Consider the following 16,973-nt stretch of genomic DNA (forward strand, 5'->3'; position numbering starts at 1 on the left):
TAGTGTGAAATTAAATTAATAACGATCTGTCAGTGACAAATCGAATATCAAGAGGCCGCCATGCTCGATCTCGAATTGCTCAAGACCTTCGTTTGCGTGGCGGACGAAGGCAGCTTCACCCGCGCTGCCGAACGCGTGCACCGGACCCAATCCACCGTAAGCCAACAGGTGCGCAAACTCGAAGAACTGGTCGGACATGCGCTGCTGTTGCGTGACCGAACCGGGCAGAACATCAGCGTGACCGAGCATGGCGAGATGCTGATTCACTATGCACGGCGCTTGCTGGCCCTGTCCTCGGAGGCGGTGGAAGCCTTGGCCAGCGACCTCGACCTGGAGATCTTGCGTATCGGCGTACCGGAAGATTTCGATGCCCGACGCATGGCCGTGATCCTTGCCGGATTCAACCGGGCCAGGCCTGAAGCGCGCCTGGAAACCGTCAGCGGCATGAGCACCGATCTCAAGCAAAAACTCGCGGCGGGCACCCTCGATATTGCCCTGGTCAAACGCGAACCGGACAGTGGTCCCTGCTGGGCGGCGTGGCCGGAAACGCTGGTGTGGGTCAAGGGTGCGGGGGTCGACTCGGCCAACGGGGTATTGCCCTTGGCCCTGTTTCCACAGGGCTGCATTTATCGGCAACGGGCGATCCGTCTGCTGGATGTGGCGCAGCGGCCCTGGCGCGTTGCGTTTGGCAGCCACAGCCTGACGGGGATTCAGGCAGCGGTGGCCTCCGGGCTGGGCGTGTCGGTGCTGCCCGCTTCGGCGGTGTTGCCTGAGCACCGAGTGTGCAGCGATCTGCCCGAGCTGCCGCCGACCGAGTTGGCGTTGATCAGCCACGAGGGCGCGTTGACCGGGTTGCAGCGTGCCCTCGTGGCTTTTTTGCAGGAGGAGCTGGGCAAGGCATGAACATGAAGAATGGGCGCGCAATGAACGCCCATTCGTGCGCGAAACCCGGCCTCAAGGCGCAAGTTTCAAGTGGGCATTAACTCTGCCGCTCTTCGGATCGACAAACCAGTACTCGTTATTGGCCGTCTTCAACTGGCCGCATTCGGTTGGGTAATCTTTCGGTTCAATACACACAACGCCATCTTTCAACGTCCATTTTTCCTTCTCCGGTTTGTTCGGCGCCATTTCGAAGATTTCTACTCCGTTTGAGGCGAAACTCATCGAGTAAGGGTGACTACCTTCCCTGGTGGTGCCATAGAACTTCTTGCCCACCAATGTGCTGGTGATTTGCCCATCATCCAGCGTCACTGCCGACGCAGGCACCGGTGGTGGTTCGTAATGGCTGCTGGTTACGCAGCCTGCCAGGCAGACCAACAGGATGGACGCGCCGAACTTTAATGAAGTCATGCCACACCTTCCTTGCAAGCACCGGAGGAATTTCCGATACCTCAAAGCTTAGGCGACGCCGGTTGAAGCCCGCGCAAAAAAAGGGTGCCTCAAGAGCACCCACAGTCATGAAACACAGACAATCCTTAGAGCATCCTGTCGACTTCATCCAACGTCACTCGGGGAATAAGTTCGCCAGGAATTCTTGAAGAGCCGGACAAGTTGTAAACCCGAAAATCATCATTCACGACGTACTTCGACAGGATCTTGAACGAGGGCAGAATTCTCGTAAAAAAATGCTGATCGAGCATGCACGGTGACGCGTCGGCATCGTCTTCTTCATAAAAACGCCGCACTGACTGATTCAAGTCGACCCCCACCAGAAACACCTTGTTAAAACCTGCGTGGTAGGCAATTTGCAGCGCCAGATAGGCCACCGTGCGCGCATCAAAAAAGCCGCGCTTGAGGTTCTTGCTGAACCCCAGGGTTCTGTTGCGACCGTTTCCAAGCCTGCGACGTCTGACGAGTTCTTTATCGCCCCTGAAGACCAGGTCACTCCAGGAAAGTTTGGGCGCCTTGGTCAACAGGTACAGGTCCCCTTCAGGCATGACGGCCGAACACCGGATGTGCTCTTCCCACACGGCAACCCGTTCGCTGAGGTGCATGGCCGCCGCCAGCAATTCGGGCTGTTCCCGGTAAAAGGCAATGTCGGTGCAGGCATAAAAGAACGGCTTGATATCGGTACCGATGAACTTCGAGATGGCCCCGTTCATCGTGATCATCGGAATGTCTGCGTAGTTCTCCAGCGGAAAATCCTTGGCGGTTGCCCCCGAGGCAATGATGAACACCGGTCCTTTTTGAATGTTGCGGCACTCATCGAGGTCATGCACATGAGGCAAACCTGCAATGGGTACCGTGTTTTCCGGCACAACATCCATCTTCACTGTCCCTGTTCCTTTGGGTCTTTTTTCATTGTGGTAGCTTTCAACCATGGCGCAAACCGCGTCGCTACAGCCGCTGCGGATTGGCCTCGCCAAATGAACAGGAACCGTCCTCTACAACTGCGCCTCCCTGCTACTCGCCAGTGCTCTTTTGCCCGGCCGCCAGCGCAGGCATTCCTGCCTGCTGCCATTGCGGAGCAGGCAGTTCCGAACGCAGATTCAATCCCCGCAGAACCGCAGAGTCGTACCCGTAGACATCGGGCTTGAACATCACGCGACCATCGTTACTCAGGTCCACCGTCCAGTAAGCCAACAGCACCGGCACCTTGACAGGAAGCCGGATGTTTTCGGTCTTGCCGTTGGCCAACTGCGCCTGGATCCCGGCGCTGTTCCAATGCACCGGATCGTTGAACAACAGTTCCACCAACTGCAGCGGGTTCTCGACCCTGATGCAGCCTGAACTGGTGGCGCGGCGAGATTGAGCAAACAACTCGCGATGCGGCGTGTCGTGCAGATAAATCGCATAGTCATTGGGAAACCGGATCACGACCTGGCCCAGCGAGTTGTCCGGCCCGGCATCCTGTCGCAGCGTAACGCCGCGCGGATTGGACCAATCGACCGTCGCTGGGTCGAGCAAGTTCCCTTCACGGTCGATGGGCTTGATTCGGTTGGCGGCAAGGTAGCCAGGATTTTTCTGAATCTTGGGCAGCATGTCCTTGACCAGAATGGTCGGGGGCACAGTCCAGGTAGGGTTGAACGTGACGTAAGTAATCTCTGATTGGAACACCGGCGTACTGCGAAACGGTTTACCGACTTGCACCCGAGAACGCCAAATCGGCTTGCCGTCGCGGTAGAGCGCAACTTTGTAACCAGCTATGTCAACAATGACAAAAGTGCCCTGAAGTTTGTACAGCAACCAACGCGCACGCTCCATGTTCACCCGAACCTGGTCGATCCGCGCCTCAACCGACACATTCAACGCCGCGAGCGTCGCCGCCCCGGCGACACCGTCCGCGCCCAGGTACTGTTCGGCTTGATACTTTTTGACCGCCGCGGTGACGGCAGCGTCATAGTCGTTACGTGGTTTCAGTTGCGGGGCCAGATAACCACCGGCCGCCAAACGGGCTCGCAGCTGCGCGACCGCAGGTTCGTCCATACCAGGCTTGAGCGACTTGTCTTCGGCAACCTTCGGCCAGCCACCCGCATCCCGGACCTTGCGCAGTTGCGCCAAACCCATGCGCAAGCTGCCATAAACCGCTTCTTGCGGTGGCGCTTGAGCGAATGCCCGGGCGACGTCATGGCTGTCGAGGGCGGCGAAGAAGGTGTTCACGTCTTCACGCGGATCGACGCCGACCGGGTCGAAATTCCAATGCATGTCCAGGCGCGAAGGGTCGACCTTGCCGCGCCGCAATTGCAGGAGCGCGGCGATGAACGTTCGGGTGGCCGCGACATCGAAACTCGCCCGCTGCGCCGGGGTTTGCATCGACGCTCGTGCCTTGGCCAGTTCATCAATATGAAAATCCGCCGGTTCCAGACCATCCGCTTGCGTGTCGCCCAGGCTTTTCAGCAACTGCGTGACATCACTGTCGTGTGTCCACGCTGCGCGATAGCTGCGATGCGTATAAAAATCCATGACCACGCGGCTGACATCCACCCGTTGATGCCGGGAGGATGTGAGCAGCGGCGGAAACGCCGAGGCCAACGGCGCCAGCATGCTTTGAATCGCCTGACCGACGATGTCATCCGCTGCTGCCTCACTGACGTTGTTAGGTGGAGATGACTGCTCGATCGGCGAAGTTTGCGCAATCGCTGCACCGCTGATCAGAAAGCCCATAAAAAACACACGGCTTATGACGAATAACCTTGTTAACTGCCCCATGGATAATCCTTAATCTCCCGCATTCACCGGCTAGCCGCGCTCGCGCTGCTAGACTCGAAACAATCATGATGAGACACGCATATGGCGCTAGACCGCTTCGGCTTCCTAATTACGGCCCTGCTGCTGAGTTCAACATCAGTCACGGCAGCCTACGCCGACTCACTTGAAGCCGCTTTGGTCAAAGCCGCTCCAGACGCTAACGCCAAGGTGATTGCACTGGCCGTCCGTGCCTCTCAATGCAGCTTGGCCCAAGGTGCCGCGCCTGTCCAAAGACTTGCCGTCATCGATTACTCCCTGCCCTCCACCGAACAACGCCTTTGGGTGTTTGACCTTAAACAGCGCAAGTTGCTGTTTCACGAACTGGTTGCCCACGGTCGCAACAGCGGCGAGAACATGGCGGTCAAGTTTTCCAATCAAAACGAAAGCTTCGCCACCAGCCTGGGCTTGTATCGCACACAGTCAAGTTACGTCGGGCAAAACGGTTATTCGTTGCGCATGGAAGGACTCGAACCGGGCTTCAACGACAACGCCTTCGACCGGGCGATCGTCATTCATGGCGCGCCTTATGTCAGCCCGGTGCTTGCACGGGCAAACGGGCGGATTGGCCGCAGCCTCGGTTGCCCGGCGGTACGGCCGGCGATTGCGCACAAGCTGATTGACTCGATGAAAGACGGGCAACTGTTGTTTTCGTACTACCCGGATCAGCGCTGGCTGAAAAAGTCTTCGTATATCAATTGCGGTAGCGGGACGGTGGCGTCGACCGCCAAGCCCTCAACCAACCGTTGAACACCGCGTTGAAGCTGTCAAAACTGTAATCCCCGCCTCAGTCTGCTGAAAGGCATCGCCCGTTAGCCTCGTCGTCAAGTTGTCTCCCAACTGACGGACCGGGAATAAAAACGGCATGCACTCCAATACTTCAAGACGCACCTTCGTAAAGGGGCTGGCCGCGGGCGGATTGCTCGGCGGCCTCGGGTTATGGCGCACGCCTGTGTGGGCGCTCACCCGCCCGGGCGAACCGCAGATGCTCACGGGCAGCGATTTCGAGCTGTTCATCGGCGAAACCCCGGTCAACATCACCGGCAATCCGCGCACCGCGATGACCATCAACGGCGGCATTCCCGGCCCGCTGCTGCGCTGGCGTGAAGGCGACACGGTCACGCTGCGGGTGAAGAACCGACTCAAGGAAACCACCTCGATTCACTGGCACGGCATTTTGCTGCCGGCCAACATGGACGGCGTGCCGGGCCTGAGTTTTCACGGCATCGAACCGGGCGGCGTGTACGTCTATCAATTTCAGGTCCGGCAGAACGGCACTTACTGGTATCACAGCCATTCGGGCCTTCAGGAGCAGTCCGGCGTTTACGGCCCGCTGGTGATCGACGCCAAGGAACCGGAGCCCTTTGAATACGACCGCGATCACGTGGTGATGCTGACCGACTGGACCGACGAAGACGCGGCCAGCCTGATGAACACCCTGAAAAAGCAATCCGACTACTACAACTACAACAAGCGCACCGTGGGCGATTTCATCGACGACGTCAGCAAAAACGGCTGGGCTTCCACAGTCGCCGATCGAAAGATGTGGGCGGAAATGAAGATGAATCCCACAGACCTCGCCGACGTCAGCGGCGCCACGTACACCTATTTAATGAACGGCCAGGCGCCGGACTCGAACTGGACGGGCGTGTTTCGGCCAGGTGAAAAACTGCGACTGCGGTTTATCAACGGTTCAGCCATGACCTACTTCGACGTGCGCATTCCCGGCCTGAAAATGACGGTGGTCGCGGCGGACGGGCTGCACGTCAAACCGGTGAGCGTCGATGAATTCCGCATTGCGGTGGCGGAGACGTTTGATGTGATTGTCGAGCCGACGCAGGACGCTTACACCGTGTTCGCCCAATCGATGGATCGCACCGGTTATACGCGCGGCACGCTAGCGATGAAGGCGGGTTTGTCCGCGCCTGTGCCTGCACTCGATCCGCGACCGTTGGTGACCATGGATGACATGGGCATGGGCGGGATGGATCACGGCAGCATGGCCGGCATGGATCACAGCGCGATGGGTGGCATGCAAGCGCATCCCGCGACGGAAAACGACAACCCGCTGGTGGACATGCAAGCCATGAGCACCTCGCCGAAACTCGACGATCCTGGCCTTGGTTTAAGAAACAACGGCCGCCGCGTCCTGACCTATTCCGACCTGCGCAGCACCTTCGAAGACCCGGACGGCCGCGACCCGGGCCGCACCCTCGAACTGCACCTCACCGGCCACATGGAGAAATTCGCGTGGTCGTTCAACGGCGTGAAATTCTCCGATGCCGAACCGCTGCGCCTCAAGTACGGCGAGCGCGTGCGCATCGTGCTGGTCAACGACACGATGATGACCCACCCCATCCACCTGCACGGCATGTGGAGCGACCTCGAAGACGAGAACGGCGAGTTCATGGTGCGCAAACACACCATCGACATGCCCCCCGGCTCCCGACGCAGCTATCGGGTGACCGCCGACGCACTCGGCCGCTGGGCCTATCACTGCCACCTCCTGTACCACATGGAAATGGGCATGTTCCGTGAAGTTCGCGTGGAAGAATGAGGCGCTACCCATGACCAGACTTACATCGATTTTTCTCGCCGTTTGCACGACGGGCCTGACGCTTTCTTCGGCAATCGCTGCCACCAACGACATGCAAAACATGGATCACAGCCAGATGCCGGGCATGGACCATGGCCAGATGCAAAGCATGGACGACGGCCAGATGCAGCCCGCCGCGCCCACTGAAAGCCGCACGCCGATCCCGCCGCTGACCGATGCCGACCGCGCCGCCGTGTTCGTCAGCCCCGGCGGCCACAACGTGCATGACTCTGCGCTCAATCACTACTTCCTCGCCGACAAACTCGAATGGCAGGACGCCGACGATGGCAGCGCGCTGGCCTGGGATTTGTCGGGCTGGATCGGCGGTGACATCGATCGCCTGTGGCTGCGATCCGAAGGCGAGCGCAGCAACGGCAAAACCGAAGACGCGGAAGTCCAGGCGCTTTGGGGCCACGCGATCTCGCCGTGGTGGGATGTGGTGAGCGGCGTGCGTCAGGACTTCAAACCCGGCGCCCCGCAAACCTGGGCCGCGTTCGGCGTGCAAGGCATGGCGCTGTACAACTTCGAAGCCGAAGCCACGGCGTTCATCGGCGAAGGCGGCCAGAGCGCGGCGCGGCTGGAAGGTGACTACGACATCCTGCTGACCAACCGGCTCATTTTGCAGCCGACCGCCGAGCTGAATGTCTACGGCAAAAACGATCCGCAGCGGGGCATCGGTTCCGGGCTCTCCAACACCGAAGCCGGGTTGCGGTTGCGCTATGAAATTCGCCGGGAAATCGCCCCGTACATCGGCGTGACCTGGAACCGCACCTACGGCAAAACCGCCGACTACGCCAAAGACGATGGCGAGGATCGCAGCGAAACACGCGTCGTTCTCGGCGTTCGGCTGTGGTTCTGATCGCACTCACATCACCATCAAAAAAAACCGCTTCGAGCGGTAAAGAGGCCTTGCATGCGCACAATGAAAACCACCGCTGTTGTCATCGGCTTGCTCATGAGCACACTGGCTCAGGCGCATCCGAAACTGCTCTCATCCACCCCGGCCGAAGGCGCGGATGGCGCGGCACCGAGCACGATCGAACTGCACTTTTCCGAAAGCCTCATGACCCAGTTTTCCGGGGCGAAACTGGTCATGACCGAAATGCCCGGCATGGCGCACTCCCCCATGCCGATGAAAGCCAAAGTCACCGGCGGCAGCGACCCGAAAACCATGCTCATCACCCCGCTCTCGCCGTTGCCCGCCGGCAGCTACAAAGTCGAGTGGCGCGCGGTGTCTTCGGACACTCACCCGATCACCGGCAACGTTACGTTCAAAGTGAAGTGATTGATGAGCGACTGGGTCAGCATTGCTCTGCGGTTTGGGTTGTATGTGGATTTGATGGTGCTGTTTGGGCTGGGCTTGTTCGGGCTCTACAGCCTTGCCGGCCGGGAACGGGTGTCCGGCGCGGTGCTGCCGTTTCGGTCGATCCTGCTGGTGACGGCCGCGTTCGGAGCGCTGTTGTCCGTGGCGAGCATGCTGACGATGGTGAGTGCGATGAGCGGAGAGTCGGACTTCACCGAGCTGCTTCCGCATGTCCAGATGTTGGTGTTCGAGACGGATTTCGGGTTGGCCTGGGCAGTGCGCATCACCGCGCTGGTTATCGCCGGTTTGGCGGTTACGTTCAATGACCGTGCGCCCGGATTCAGCCTGCTGATTGCATCTTTTGCCGGCGCTATCGCCTTGGCCAGCCTGGCCTGGAGCGGTCATGGGGCGATGGATGAAGGCAGCCGTCGTTATTGGCATTTTGCGATGGATATTCTGCATCTGCTGGCAGCGGGGGCTTGGGTTGGGGCGCTGGTCGCGTTTGCATTGATGGCGAAAATCAACGCGCTGAAAACCGCAGAACGCATCAGGTTACTGGCTCGGGCCGTCGCTCGATTTGAATCGGTGGGCGCGGTGATCGTGGTCGTCATCACGGTCACGGGCGTCGTGAATTACCTGTTCATCGTCGGGCCAAAGCTTGATGCCGTGTTGCTAAGTACCTATGGGATTTTGCTGTTTATCAAAGTGGGGTTGTTTGCCGGAATGCTGGTGCTCGCCGCGCTGAACCGGTTTCACCTTGGGCCGTTTCTGGAGCGGTCGCTGCGGGAGGGGCAATACGTCGTTGCCGCCAACGCGTTGCGACGCAGTATGGTGTTTGAGTTGGCGCTCGCGGTGTTGATTGTGGGGCTGGTGGCTTGGTTGGGGACGCTGAGTCCGGAAATGGAGGACGCTGCGCAATAGCCAATCGGGTAGGAGATCCCTAAGTACTTATAACCATCGTCGGGAAAAATTAAGTACTCTCAGCCCCAATCCATCATGGAAGTCGGGTACACATGAAAACCAATAAATGCACAGTAATGCTCGGTAGCCTGCTCGCACTCTCGTTTGGCGCCCAGGCCGAACAATCGCACCTGGACAGCGTCATTCAGCAAGGCCAATTGCGTGTTTGCACCACGGGCGATTACAAGCCCTACACGTTTAAAGCCGAGAACGGCGAATACTCGGGCATCGACATCGCCATGGCCCGCTCGCTGGCCGACAGCCTTGGCGTCAAGGTCGAGTGGGTACCGACCACCTGGAAAACCCTGATGCCCGACATGCTGGCGGGTAAATGCGACATCGGCATGGGCGGGATCTCGGTCACCCTGGAGCGGCAGAAAAAAGCCTTCTTCAGCACCACGCTGGACGTCGACGGCAAAATCCCGTTGGTACGCTGCGAAGATCAGGCGAAGTATCAGACCGTCGAGCAAATCAACCAGCCTTCGGTTCGCTTGGTCGAACCGGCCGGCGGCACCAACGAAGCTTTTGTCCACGCATATTTGCCAGCGGCGCAGCTGCAGTTGCACGACAACGTGACCATCTTTCAGGAGCTGCTGGACAAGAAAGCTGACGTGATGATTACCGACACGTCGGAAGCCCTGTATCAGCAGAAACTCAAACCCGGTTTGTGCGCAGTGAATCCGAGCCAGTACATGCAGTATGGGGAGAAGGCGTATCTGCTGCCGCGTGATGACATGACGTGGAAGCTGTATGTCGATCAGTGGTTGCACTTGGCTAAGGTGACGGGGAAGTATCAGAAGGTTTTGGGTGAGTGGATTGCTACGCCTGAGGCCAAATAGCCGTATTTCATGCAGCCGCCCCTCGGAGACTACGCAACGGCAGAAATACCGCGCCGTTGCGTCACACCTCAATCGTCGTGCAACAACCCGGAACTGTACTCGCCGAAGCTGCTACCGAGCGCACTGCCATGGAAATTCAACTGACTGTGGTTATTGGTCGGGCCCGGGCCGAAGCCGGCGGACGGCTGGAGGTCTTCTGAATAGTTGTCAGAGGTGCTCACACCTGAGCAGGCGCTCAACAGCAAGGCACCGGCGATCAGCAAGACTTTGGAGAGAGTTGAGATCATTTTTCGGTTTTCCTGTGAGCTGGGGGTGTGGTGATGCGAGCTTTAGTCGTAATCCTAGGTCGTGCGCCCATAGGGGATTATGAAACCTCGCAGGCTGACAGCTTCTGTTCAGCTGTGCGGTTTTTGGATGCAACAAAGGACGCTCTCCCTGGAGCGCGCTTTCGATCAAAAAATCAAAGCCAAATTTCAGCGGCATCGGTGTAAACTTTAACGCTGCAGTTCGCTGAATAAAGCGCAAACAGCAAAAGCATTGAAACAATGCAAATCACTGACTTACCATACGAGCAAAGTAATATTATAATTCTTCACCAACCACCTTTAAACAAACTCACGAAGCCACCTTATGTCCGTAGAGAAAACAAGAAACTGGCTAACCAAAAACAAAGTTTTTTTTGAGATTTTTTCTTCATCTTTGCTCGGACTTGCAGCCGTGTTCGTTGGGTATGCTTCCTATCAGGTGAGTGAGGCTCAACTCCAGGTATCCCGAGTTGCAACGGAACCGTTATTTTATATTGAGACCATTCTATTTAAAAACACAGAATCTCAAAAATATGACGATCAAGAGTTACGCTTATATAATGCTGGCGCGCCAGTTTACAACATCTCAACCAGATCATATACTTTTATAAGCATCAACCTACTAAATAGCGAACATTCCAAACCAGTGTACATACCCATAATCGGGTATTTTGATATGACATCCCCAACCCATGCACCAAAAGAGCTAATTGCGACCCTAAGAGGACACAACAACAACTATCACGCCGCCCGAATAAGCAAACTATTCTTAGAAAGATCAGAAAAAAACCAAACATATATCGACAATAAGTTCATAACTATAACTACAGTCTCGTACAGAAATGCTCTAAATGAGGATCACAAAATTGCTTTTTTAGATCGAAACATAGTTAAAATTGAAGAAGTAATACCACTCATAAAAATACATGAAAACAGCCATCTTCTGGAGCTTTCTACTATTACACCAGAATCACTCCTAAAGGCAGCAAGTGATATGCAACAATCTGAATAACCCATTTCCGGACAAACCGTTCATCCACTCAGTTTACGGATTCGCGGTAACAGCCCTCCCAAAACCTCACCTCTTCAATCCTGATAAACTCCCTCCTCCCAGACCATCTCAGAAACGCCAATGCCCCCAATCACCGCCACACCCGCCCCACTCTCCCGCCGCTTCTCCGTCGCCCTGATGATGGATTGTACATAGCACTCCCCCAACGCCCCAGCCACTCTGGCTAACCCGCTGAAACCTCTTCGCTTTGTAGCAATTTCTAAGCAAGCTATAACACCTGCCTGTCTCGGGCACGACCGGTACTATGCTTGTACTTTTTCTCGAAAGGAGTCGAAACCATGCCAAGTGAATATTCGCCGTCGGATGTGCTGGAGAGGATGCACCACAACCAGTTAGCTCTGGAGGCGGCTGTGATGGAGCTGACGCTTCAGGTTAAAGTGCAGGGTTTAGCTGAAGCGGGAGAAAATGTCCGGGGAGCGCTGCAAACGATTGGTGAAAACGCCGGCCATATCAAGCAGGGTTTGGCTCGACTTAAGAGCTTGGGCATCGACTAGGTATCACGCTCCCCAGTTAAAATGTTAAGGGGCTGCCGCAGGAACTCTAACAATGGTCAAGCTAAAAACTTTATAAGCGGTTTAACAGCTTATAAATCCCCCCAGATCTATCAAACTAACTTTCATGGGCGCAAGGAACTGCGATGGCGACGTTTACCGATGAAGACCTGCTTCAATTGGATGAAAAGTTCGCGAAGGAAGGAGTGGCATTCCATGCACGCCCACTCAGAGCCGCAATGGAAATTTTGAAAGGTGAGTTCGCCATGGGGGGGGCACCTTTCCATAACCCTCAGGTAAACGAAGTCTGTCAGGCTTACCGACGTCTGATTTCCGAATGCGACACCACCTGGCCGGGCGCCGGCAATGGCCTGATTGGCTCACTCGATCGGATCAGGAAGGTCACAGTCCCCGTTGTGATGGGTAGCGCAATGATTGACATCGGGAAGGGGCTCGAGTTTGCTAGTGACAAAGAGTGGTACGAATGGTGCCGTAGAAATCCCCGTATCATCGCACGGTCGGCCTTCGCCTTCGCCGACCTCTATGACCTTGCCTATGGCATCGAGGAACATAAGGGTGGACATCCGGTAGCCATGGAGCGATGGGTCAGAGCGACCGAAAACCTGGCCGATCTTTCCTCTCGGTTGGCAGACTCGGGCAACCTGGGCGAAGCCATTCTCCAGCCTATCGGCCTCACCGCTGAACTATCCCTCAAAGGGACGCTTATCCATTTGGGCATGCCCCCGGAGGACTTAACCAAAAGAATGTACGGGCATGATTACCAAGCGCTCGCCGAGAAATTGGTCCAACTATGCCCGCATCGAGATGACTCAGAAGTCTTGCGGGTGATTGCGAGCTTGCCGCAACTGGTGGCTAGTCGGTACGACGTCACTGGGCTTACGCGACTGCAGATTATCGAGTTGGCCCTAGGAGTGCAGTTTGTCGCAGCGTCTGCAGTACGCCGCATCAGCTCCTATGACTTGGCGAAAGATATGGAAGCGACAGCGCCTCGACCGGCTTTCTTCACCTGAACCTCAAGCTCTTCATGCGTAGCCATCGCCCAAGTGCTCTTTGAGGCGCTTTTACGCAAGGCTAATCGTTGGGCTTTAAATGACCATCAACACTGAACCCAGGCAAATGAAAAACAAACTAAGTGTATTTTCTATAACTATAATTGTTCTAGCTCCAATCGCCCTTTACCTTTCGAAATTCCACGGTGGTCTAACAGATCAGCACGCGCGCTGGGGAGAGCTCGGTTCATATTTCAGCGGTATATATGGAAGCCTTGCCCTCCTCGTACTGGCATACACAACATATCTCACTCAGACTCAATTCAAACGCCAGAATGAAGACAGCATCTTCTATAAGTTATTCGACTCTCTGCAATATAGAATTCAGCACAGTTCAATTACCATAAATGGCAATGAATTCTCAGCCCACAAGAGTCTGAAGTATATTGCTGACAGGATTCACAGGGAGCTTTCCGACGAGGCTGTCGAAATCGGCCGTATGCTTCTGTGCAAGGAACCGGAAAATGTGGCAGATGTTCACTATACGAAGTTGTTCGAGGCGATCAATGGGCGGAGCTGGATCAAGACATTTCAAGAAGACCGCGCAGCTTTCATTGCTGATATCACAGCACAAGGGCACTTCAGTGGGCGCTGGGAACAACTGAAATACTACATCGGGTCTCGTGGCGAAGAATCGGAATCAATAAAGGAGGCGCTGCGAGCGACAGGCAGCGTTAACTTTTATAAGATCCCATTCAAAGATCGTCAACATCACTACGCAGCCGCACTCCATAGAATACTGAAGGATCACGGCGAGTTTCTAGATGGTTATTTAAGCACCATCCTCTATATCACCGATGTATGCGCAGCGAGTTCAAATTCGCGTCAGTACGCACGATATGCTCAATCGCAACTCACGCGCTACGAGGTAGTAATACTCTTCTACTTGCTTGCTGGTAACGATGGAAAAGTCGCCGGGGCGGATAATCTGAAAAACCTCGGCTTGCTTAATCGCCTTCGGACATTCGATTGTCAAAGCTTAATGATCGATTTTCCGAGTGAAGAACAAATTGATAGAGAAATCGTTGCAATTTTTGCAGCTGAGGCCTAACCGATGATTCACCAGGCCTGCGCTAAAAGCAGCTCAGGCCTGGGAACTCAACCGTTTAGTTAGCGTCTTGGGTCATTAGGCATGACTTTGAGTTGGGGTGTGGATAGGGATTCGAACCCGAGCGACCCATATCACAGACCGCTGCAGGCCGTGATTATGGGGAGAACTCGTCAGATTGATGGGCCAGAAACGGCCCTCAACGGTCTACGTTCTGCCCTTAATTTGCCCTAAAACTTAACCATCCATCTCCGCTGCTCATCAGCGAATAGGAGACTATACCGATGGTTTCTTCAAAGGATCGAAGGTGATGATGACCTGTACGCCTCCAAGCCCGTCGACCACTACTCGCTTCCCAGGACTGTAGGTGAACGAAAATGACTTGATAACTGTTCCAGTTCTAATCACCTCCACATCTTCGCTCACCGACAAGGAGGTTTGGTGGTATGAGCCATTCTGGTCCCCAACCCTTTGTGTCAACTTCCTGCCCATTGTCGACTTGAGGTTCCCGGTAATCTCAACTTCAGAATCTACCTCGTGAATTTCATATGTCAGGCCTGTCTGAACGACAGCATGCTTGCAGGCAGTCCTCGCGGCGTTACATTCCACCGCGTATGACAGAGGAAAAACTACCTCATACGGGGTAGCCCTGGGCTGGCCATTGGATGGATATTCACTCATCGGCGTCCCGGATGCTGCAGGACTGATGGCGTTCTTAGCACCGTGAAATTCAACGGTATGCGGGGTAATCTGGACCGGCTTATGCTGGATTGCGGAACAAGAACTCAGCAAAACAGGGACAAGCAAAAGAACAGCTTTATTCATCAAGCCTTTCCTACCTTCAGTAGTACGTATTGAACTGTGCGAACTTCTACTCAGACAGTTGCGCTCGCGCCATCAAAACAATATCACCCAAAACTCAGCTTCCCAAGCTGATAACGAGGGTTCGATTCCCTTCACCCGCTCCACTATTTTCAAGGCCTCCAGCCTACCCCGCGTCAACTAGGTGTCTGTTTCTGTTTTTCGCAGACTCCGCATGAACTGAACAGACACCCGCACCTCAACACTCCGCGTTGAAATATCCCCGCGTCCTGTCAGCCAATCACCGCACCATCATTTGCGCACCCCGCAGTCTTCCATACCACCGTGCCCCCTGCAATTTCGATGTGAGGCTCTAGAATGGTTCGCGCCTGCGTGTTTTGCTGTATATACAAACAGTATTATGAGGAGTGTGTGATGGCGGGGAAAGTTATCGACCTGCAGCAGATCAGAGCCTTGAAAGAAGCGGGAATCGAATGGGGACCCGGCCCGTTTATAGGTGACCTACCGCTGTCCTTCTCGGCAGCCCACTGCGCCCCTGCCCGCGCCATGCTGAACTGGTCAGCGGAGGCACTCGCATTCCGGTCTGGTGTTTCAGTCAAAGCAATCAGGGGGCTTGAAGAAGGCCGGCGCACATTGCGGCCGGTCACGATGCAAGCTTTGTCGTTCGCCTTCGAAGCGGAGGCTCTCGTCTTCCTTCCTGGACTGAAGCCCATGCGCGGCCATAACTGCCGAGGTGGAACCACCGATCCAAGAAACCGTGACGACTACCATCTGCTCGAGTAGCCATTGGCCATTTTCGGCTGGCCGCCACAGGCAGAAAACGGCCAGGAGCTGTCGCCCAACAACGACTGCTTCCAAGCAACTCACTGACCGTGTTTTAGGTAGGCGTTAGCACCCGCTGCAAAGCAGCAAACTGCTAACCAAGTGAGTCCCCGTTGGCGCGTTGATCCTCGGAGAGCTTCAGTTCAAGCTTGCTGTTGATTTCGCTGGTTTTGAGCTTGAAAGCAATTCCATCCAGAGGACCGGCATGAAGCTTTTTCGCTCCCTCGGGCTTGCTCGAGTCGAAAACAAATCTGAACTCTTTTTGATAGGAGTAGATGTTCCGCTTTTTAAAAACGGACTCAACCTCTCTGAAACTGCCGTGAAAGGTCTCGGGATCAAAATAATCGACAAGGCCTCGCCAAGACGAATAGCCTTCCGACTTGGCGGCTTTGCTTACTTTATCGATGAAATCCTCGACCTTGATGATGAGAACGGCATGCTCTCCAAGCGAAAGCATTTCCTCGCCTAGCCTTGCGTGTTCCTTCAACATTGAATTGATTTTCTCGACCGCGCGCAGTCGCTCCTCTTCTGTTTCATACGATTCCTCGAAGTCCGGTACGGTAACAGCGTACATACAGAAAGCATTCAAACGATCGTGCGCCGTACTCTGCATCACTAGCGGGCCGGCTAGCTCTTCTATTGGAAAGGACTTCTCCTCCCCGTCCGGCGTCTTAAATGAAATCGTCAGAGATTTTATGCGGTCGGGTTGATGCCAATCCGAGGGCGCCTCGAATTGGTCGCCTCGTGCGACATCACCCTCTATCCGCTTGAACTGTCCAATCGTCTTACAGAACATCTCTCCCGTCTGAATGAATGCATCAGCGTATTCCTCCTTATCAAACACCTTAACTAGAAGAACTATTTTTTTTGGGGTCATGAGCCAATCTCAATATTGATTCGAACACGCGCAGCCTACAGATTCAATTTCGGCGAGGGGAGAAGCAGCTTCCGCAGTGCGAGTAGCCGATGACGCAGGACGATGCTCAAGGTCGCGCCGGTACGGCGTCTTATCAATGTACATGGCGCGCGTCTGCGTCGAACTGCTTGTTCAGCGGCGAACGGCGTTGTCATTCGGCCGCGATGCAGCGAGCGCTACCTATCGATTGCGGCCATTGTCGGGCTGGTAAATTGGAACCGCGACCGTCTCCTGTGCGTCGTAAGGGGTCGCTCGAAACATCAGAGGCATAGATAGGGATTCGAACCCCTTCAGTGATTCACATAGGCCGCCGTGGACCTTAGAATTCACGGTTTTCTCGGTGACGTGAAGGCCTGATGCGGCCTAAAGCGGTCCTTGTTTTGCCCTAAAAATGCCCTAAGCGAAAGCTCACCACGAGCAAACCACCTGGTGCGGGCTCATCCTGTGCCGATGATGGATTGGACCATCTAATCCTGAAAGCCTTACAAACAAAGGCTTACAAACTACGTACTTTCCGCGCGTACCTCTTTCGTACCACCCATCT

General features: G+C 55.3%; 18 protein-coding genes. 12 read left to right on the forward strand and 6 right to left on the reverse strand.

What is annotated here, in order from left to right; translation table 11 throughout:
• Positions 1-60: 60 nt before the first annotated feature.
• Positions 61-903, forward strand: a complete 843-nt coding sequence (locus tag ACYZUC_RS10020) for a LysR substrate-binding domain-containing protein (RefSeq protein WP_461995432.1) — start codon at positions 61-63, stop codon at positions 901-903.
• A 51-nt stretch (positions 904-954) separates the two neighbouring features.
• Here the strand turns inward: ACYZUC_RS10020 and ACYZUC_RS10025 are convergent, their stop codons facing one another.
• From ACYZUC_RS10025 to ACYZUC_RS10035, 3 genes are all read right to left on the reverse strand, one after another.
• Entirely contained in the window at positions 955-1,350 is a 396-nt protein-coding gene (locus ACYZUC_RS10025; protein ID WP_461995434.1) for a hypothetical protein, read from the reverse strand.
• Positions 1,351-1,475: 125 nt separating this feature from the next.
• Complete coding sequence (locus ACYZUC_RS10030) at positions 1,476-2,267, reverse strand: lipopolysaccharide biosynthesis protein (RefSeq protein WP_461996694.1); 792 nt, start codon at positions 2,265-2,267, stop codon at positions 1,476-1,478.
• 136 nt (positions 2,268-2,403) lie between these two features.
• On the reverse strand, positions 2,404-4,149 hold the full coding sequence (locus tag ACYZUC_RS10035; RefSeq protein WP_461995436.1) for a L,D-transpeptidase family protein: 1,746 nt from the start codon (positions 4,147-4,149) through the stop codon (positions 2,404-2,406).
• 81 nt (positions 4,150-4,230) lie between these two features.
• Between ACYZUC_RS10035 and ACYZUC_RS10040 the strand changes: the two genes are divergently transcribed.
• The 6 genes from ACYZUC_RS10040 to ACYZUC_RS10065 all read left to right on the forward strand — a co-directional run bounded on the left by ACYZUC_RS10040 (position 4,231) and on the right by ACYZUC_RS10065 (position 9,883).
• Positions 4,231-4,935 (forward strand): murein L,D-transpeptidase catalytic domain family protein, encoded by a 705-nt coding sequence (locus ACYZUC_RS10040; RefSeq protein WP_192416871.1) that lies wholly within the window; start codon positions 4,231-4,233, stop codon positions 4,933-4,935.
• Positions 4,936-5,050: 115 nt separating this feature from the next.
• Positions 5,051-6,742: a copper resistance system multicopper oxidase gene (locus ACYZUC_RS10045; RefSeq protein ID WP_461995437.1), complete on the forward strand. Its 1,692-nt coding sequence runs from the start codon at positions 5,051-5,053 to the stop codon at positions 6,740-6,742.
• A 10-nt stretch (positions 6,743-6,752) separates the two neighbouring features.
• The gene (locus ACYZUC_RS10050; protein ID WP_461995439.1) at positions 6,753-7,640 is read left to right on the forward strand and encodes a copper resistance protein B; all 888 of its coding nucleotides are present in this window, start codon (positions 6,753-6,755) and stop codon (positions 7,638-7,640) included.
• A 54-nt stretch (positions 7,641-7,694) separates the two neighbouring features.
• Positions 7,695-8,066: a copper homeostasis periplasmic binding protein CopC gene (gene copC / locus ACYZUC_RS10055; protein ID WP_008037673.1), complete on the forward strand. Its 372-nt coding sequence runs from the start codon at positions 7,695-7,697 to the stop codon at positions 8,064-8,066.
• Between the two features lie 3 nt (positions 8,067-8,069).
• Positions 8,070-9,005: a copper homeostasis membrane protein CopD gene (copD, locus tag ACYZUC_RS10060; protein WP_461995441.1), complete on the forward strand. Its 936-nt coding sequence runs from the start codon at positions 8,070-8,072 to the stop codon at positions 9,003-9,005.
• A gap of 92 nt (positions 9,006-9,097) precedes the next feature.
• Positions 9,098-9,883, forward strand: coding sequence for a transporter substrate-binding domain-containing protein (locus tag ACYZUC_RS10065; protein ID WP_461995443.1), 786 nt, complete (start codon positions 9,098-9,100; stop codon positions 9,881-9,883).
• 68 nt (positions 9,884-9,951) lie between these two features.
• Here ACYZUC_RS10065 and ACYZUC_RS10070 read toward each other — a convergent pair whose 3' ends face one another.
• Positions 9,952-10,170 carry a hypothetical protein gene (locus ACYZUC_RS10070; protein WP_461995445.1) on the reverse strand — a complete coding sequence of 73 codons (219 nt, stop codon included), beginning with the start codon at positions 10,168-10,170 and terminating at the stop codon, positions 9,952-9,954.
• A 343-nt stretch (positions 10,171-10,513) separates the two neighbouring features.
• Between ACYZUC_RS10070 and ACYZUC_RS10075 the strand changes: the two genes are divergently transcribed.
• From ACYZUC_RS10075 to ACYZUC_RS10090, 4 genes are all read left to right on the forward strand, one after another.
• Complete coding sequence (locus tag ACYZUC_RS10075; protein ID WP_461995447.1) at positions 10,514-11,200, forward strand: hypothetical protein; 687 nt, start codon at positions 10,514-10,516, stop codon at positions 11,198-11,200.
• A 338-nt stretch (positions 11,201-11,538) separates the two neighbouring features.
• Positions 11,539-11,754: a hypothetical protein gene (locus ACYZUC_RS10080; protein ID WP_461995449.1), complete on the forward strand. Its 216-nt coding sequence runs from the start codon at positions 11,539-11,541 to the stop codon at positions 11,752-11,754.
• A gap of 143 nt (positions 11,755-11,897) precedes the next feature.
• Positions 11,898-12,782 (forward strand): hypothetical protein, encoded by an 885-nt coding sequence (locus ACYZUC_RS10085; protein WP_461995451.1) that lies wholly within the window; start codon positions 11,898-11,900, stop codon positions 12,780-12,782.
• Between the two features lie 79 nt (positions 12,783-12,861).
• A complete protein-coding gene (locus tag ACYZUC_RS10090; RefSeq protein ID WP_461995453.1) occupies positions 12,862-13,872 on the forward strand; it encodes a hypothetical protein in 1,011 nt (336 codons plus the stop codon).
• 273 nt (positions 13,873-14,145) lie between these two features.
• On the opposite strand, the gene ACYZUC_RS10095 is transcribed toward ACYZUC_RS10090, so the two are convergent.
• The gene (locus ACYZUC_RS10095; RefSeq protein ID WP_461995454.1) at positions 14,146-14,694 is read right to left on the reverse strand and encodes a hypothetical protein; all 549 of its coding nucleotides are present in this window, start codon (positions 14,692-14,694) and stop codon (positions 14,146-14,148) included.
• Between the two features lie 411 nt (positions 14,695-15,105).
• On the opposite strand from ACYZUC_RS10095, the gene ACYZUC_RS10100 reads away from it, so the two are divergent.
• Positions 15,106-15,474 carry a helix-turn-helix domain-containing protein gene (locus ACYZUC_RS10100; RefSeq protein WP_461995455.1) on the forward strand — a complete coding sequence of 123 codons (369 nt, stop codon included), beginning with the start codon at positions 15,106-15,108 and terminating at the stop codon, positions 15,472-15,474.
• Between the two features lie 133 nt (positions 15,475-15,607).
• Here ACYZUC_RS10100 and ACYZUC_RS10105 read toward each other — a convergent pair whose 3' ends face one another.
• Positions 15,608-16,390 (reverse strand): hypothetical protein, encoded by a 783-nt coding sequence (locus ACYZUC_RS10105; RefSeq protein ID WP_461995457.1) that lies wholly within the window; start codon positions 16,388-16,390, stop codon positions 15,608-15,610.
• Between the last annotated feature and the right edge of the window lie 583 nt (positions 16,391-16,973).

The sequence above is a fragment of the Pseudomonas sp. GT1P32 genome, assembly GCF_054897805.1.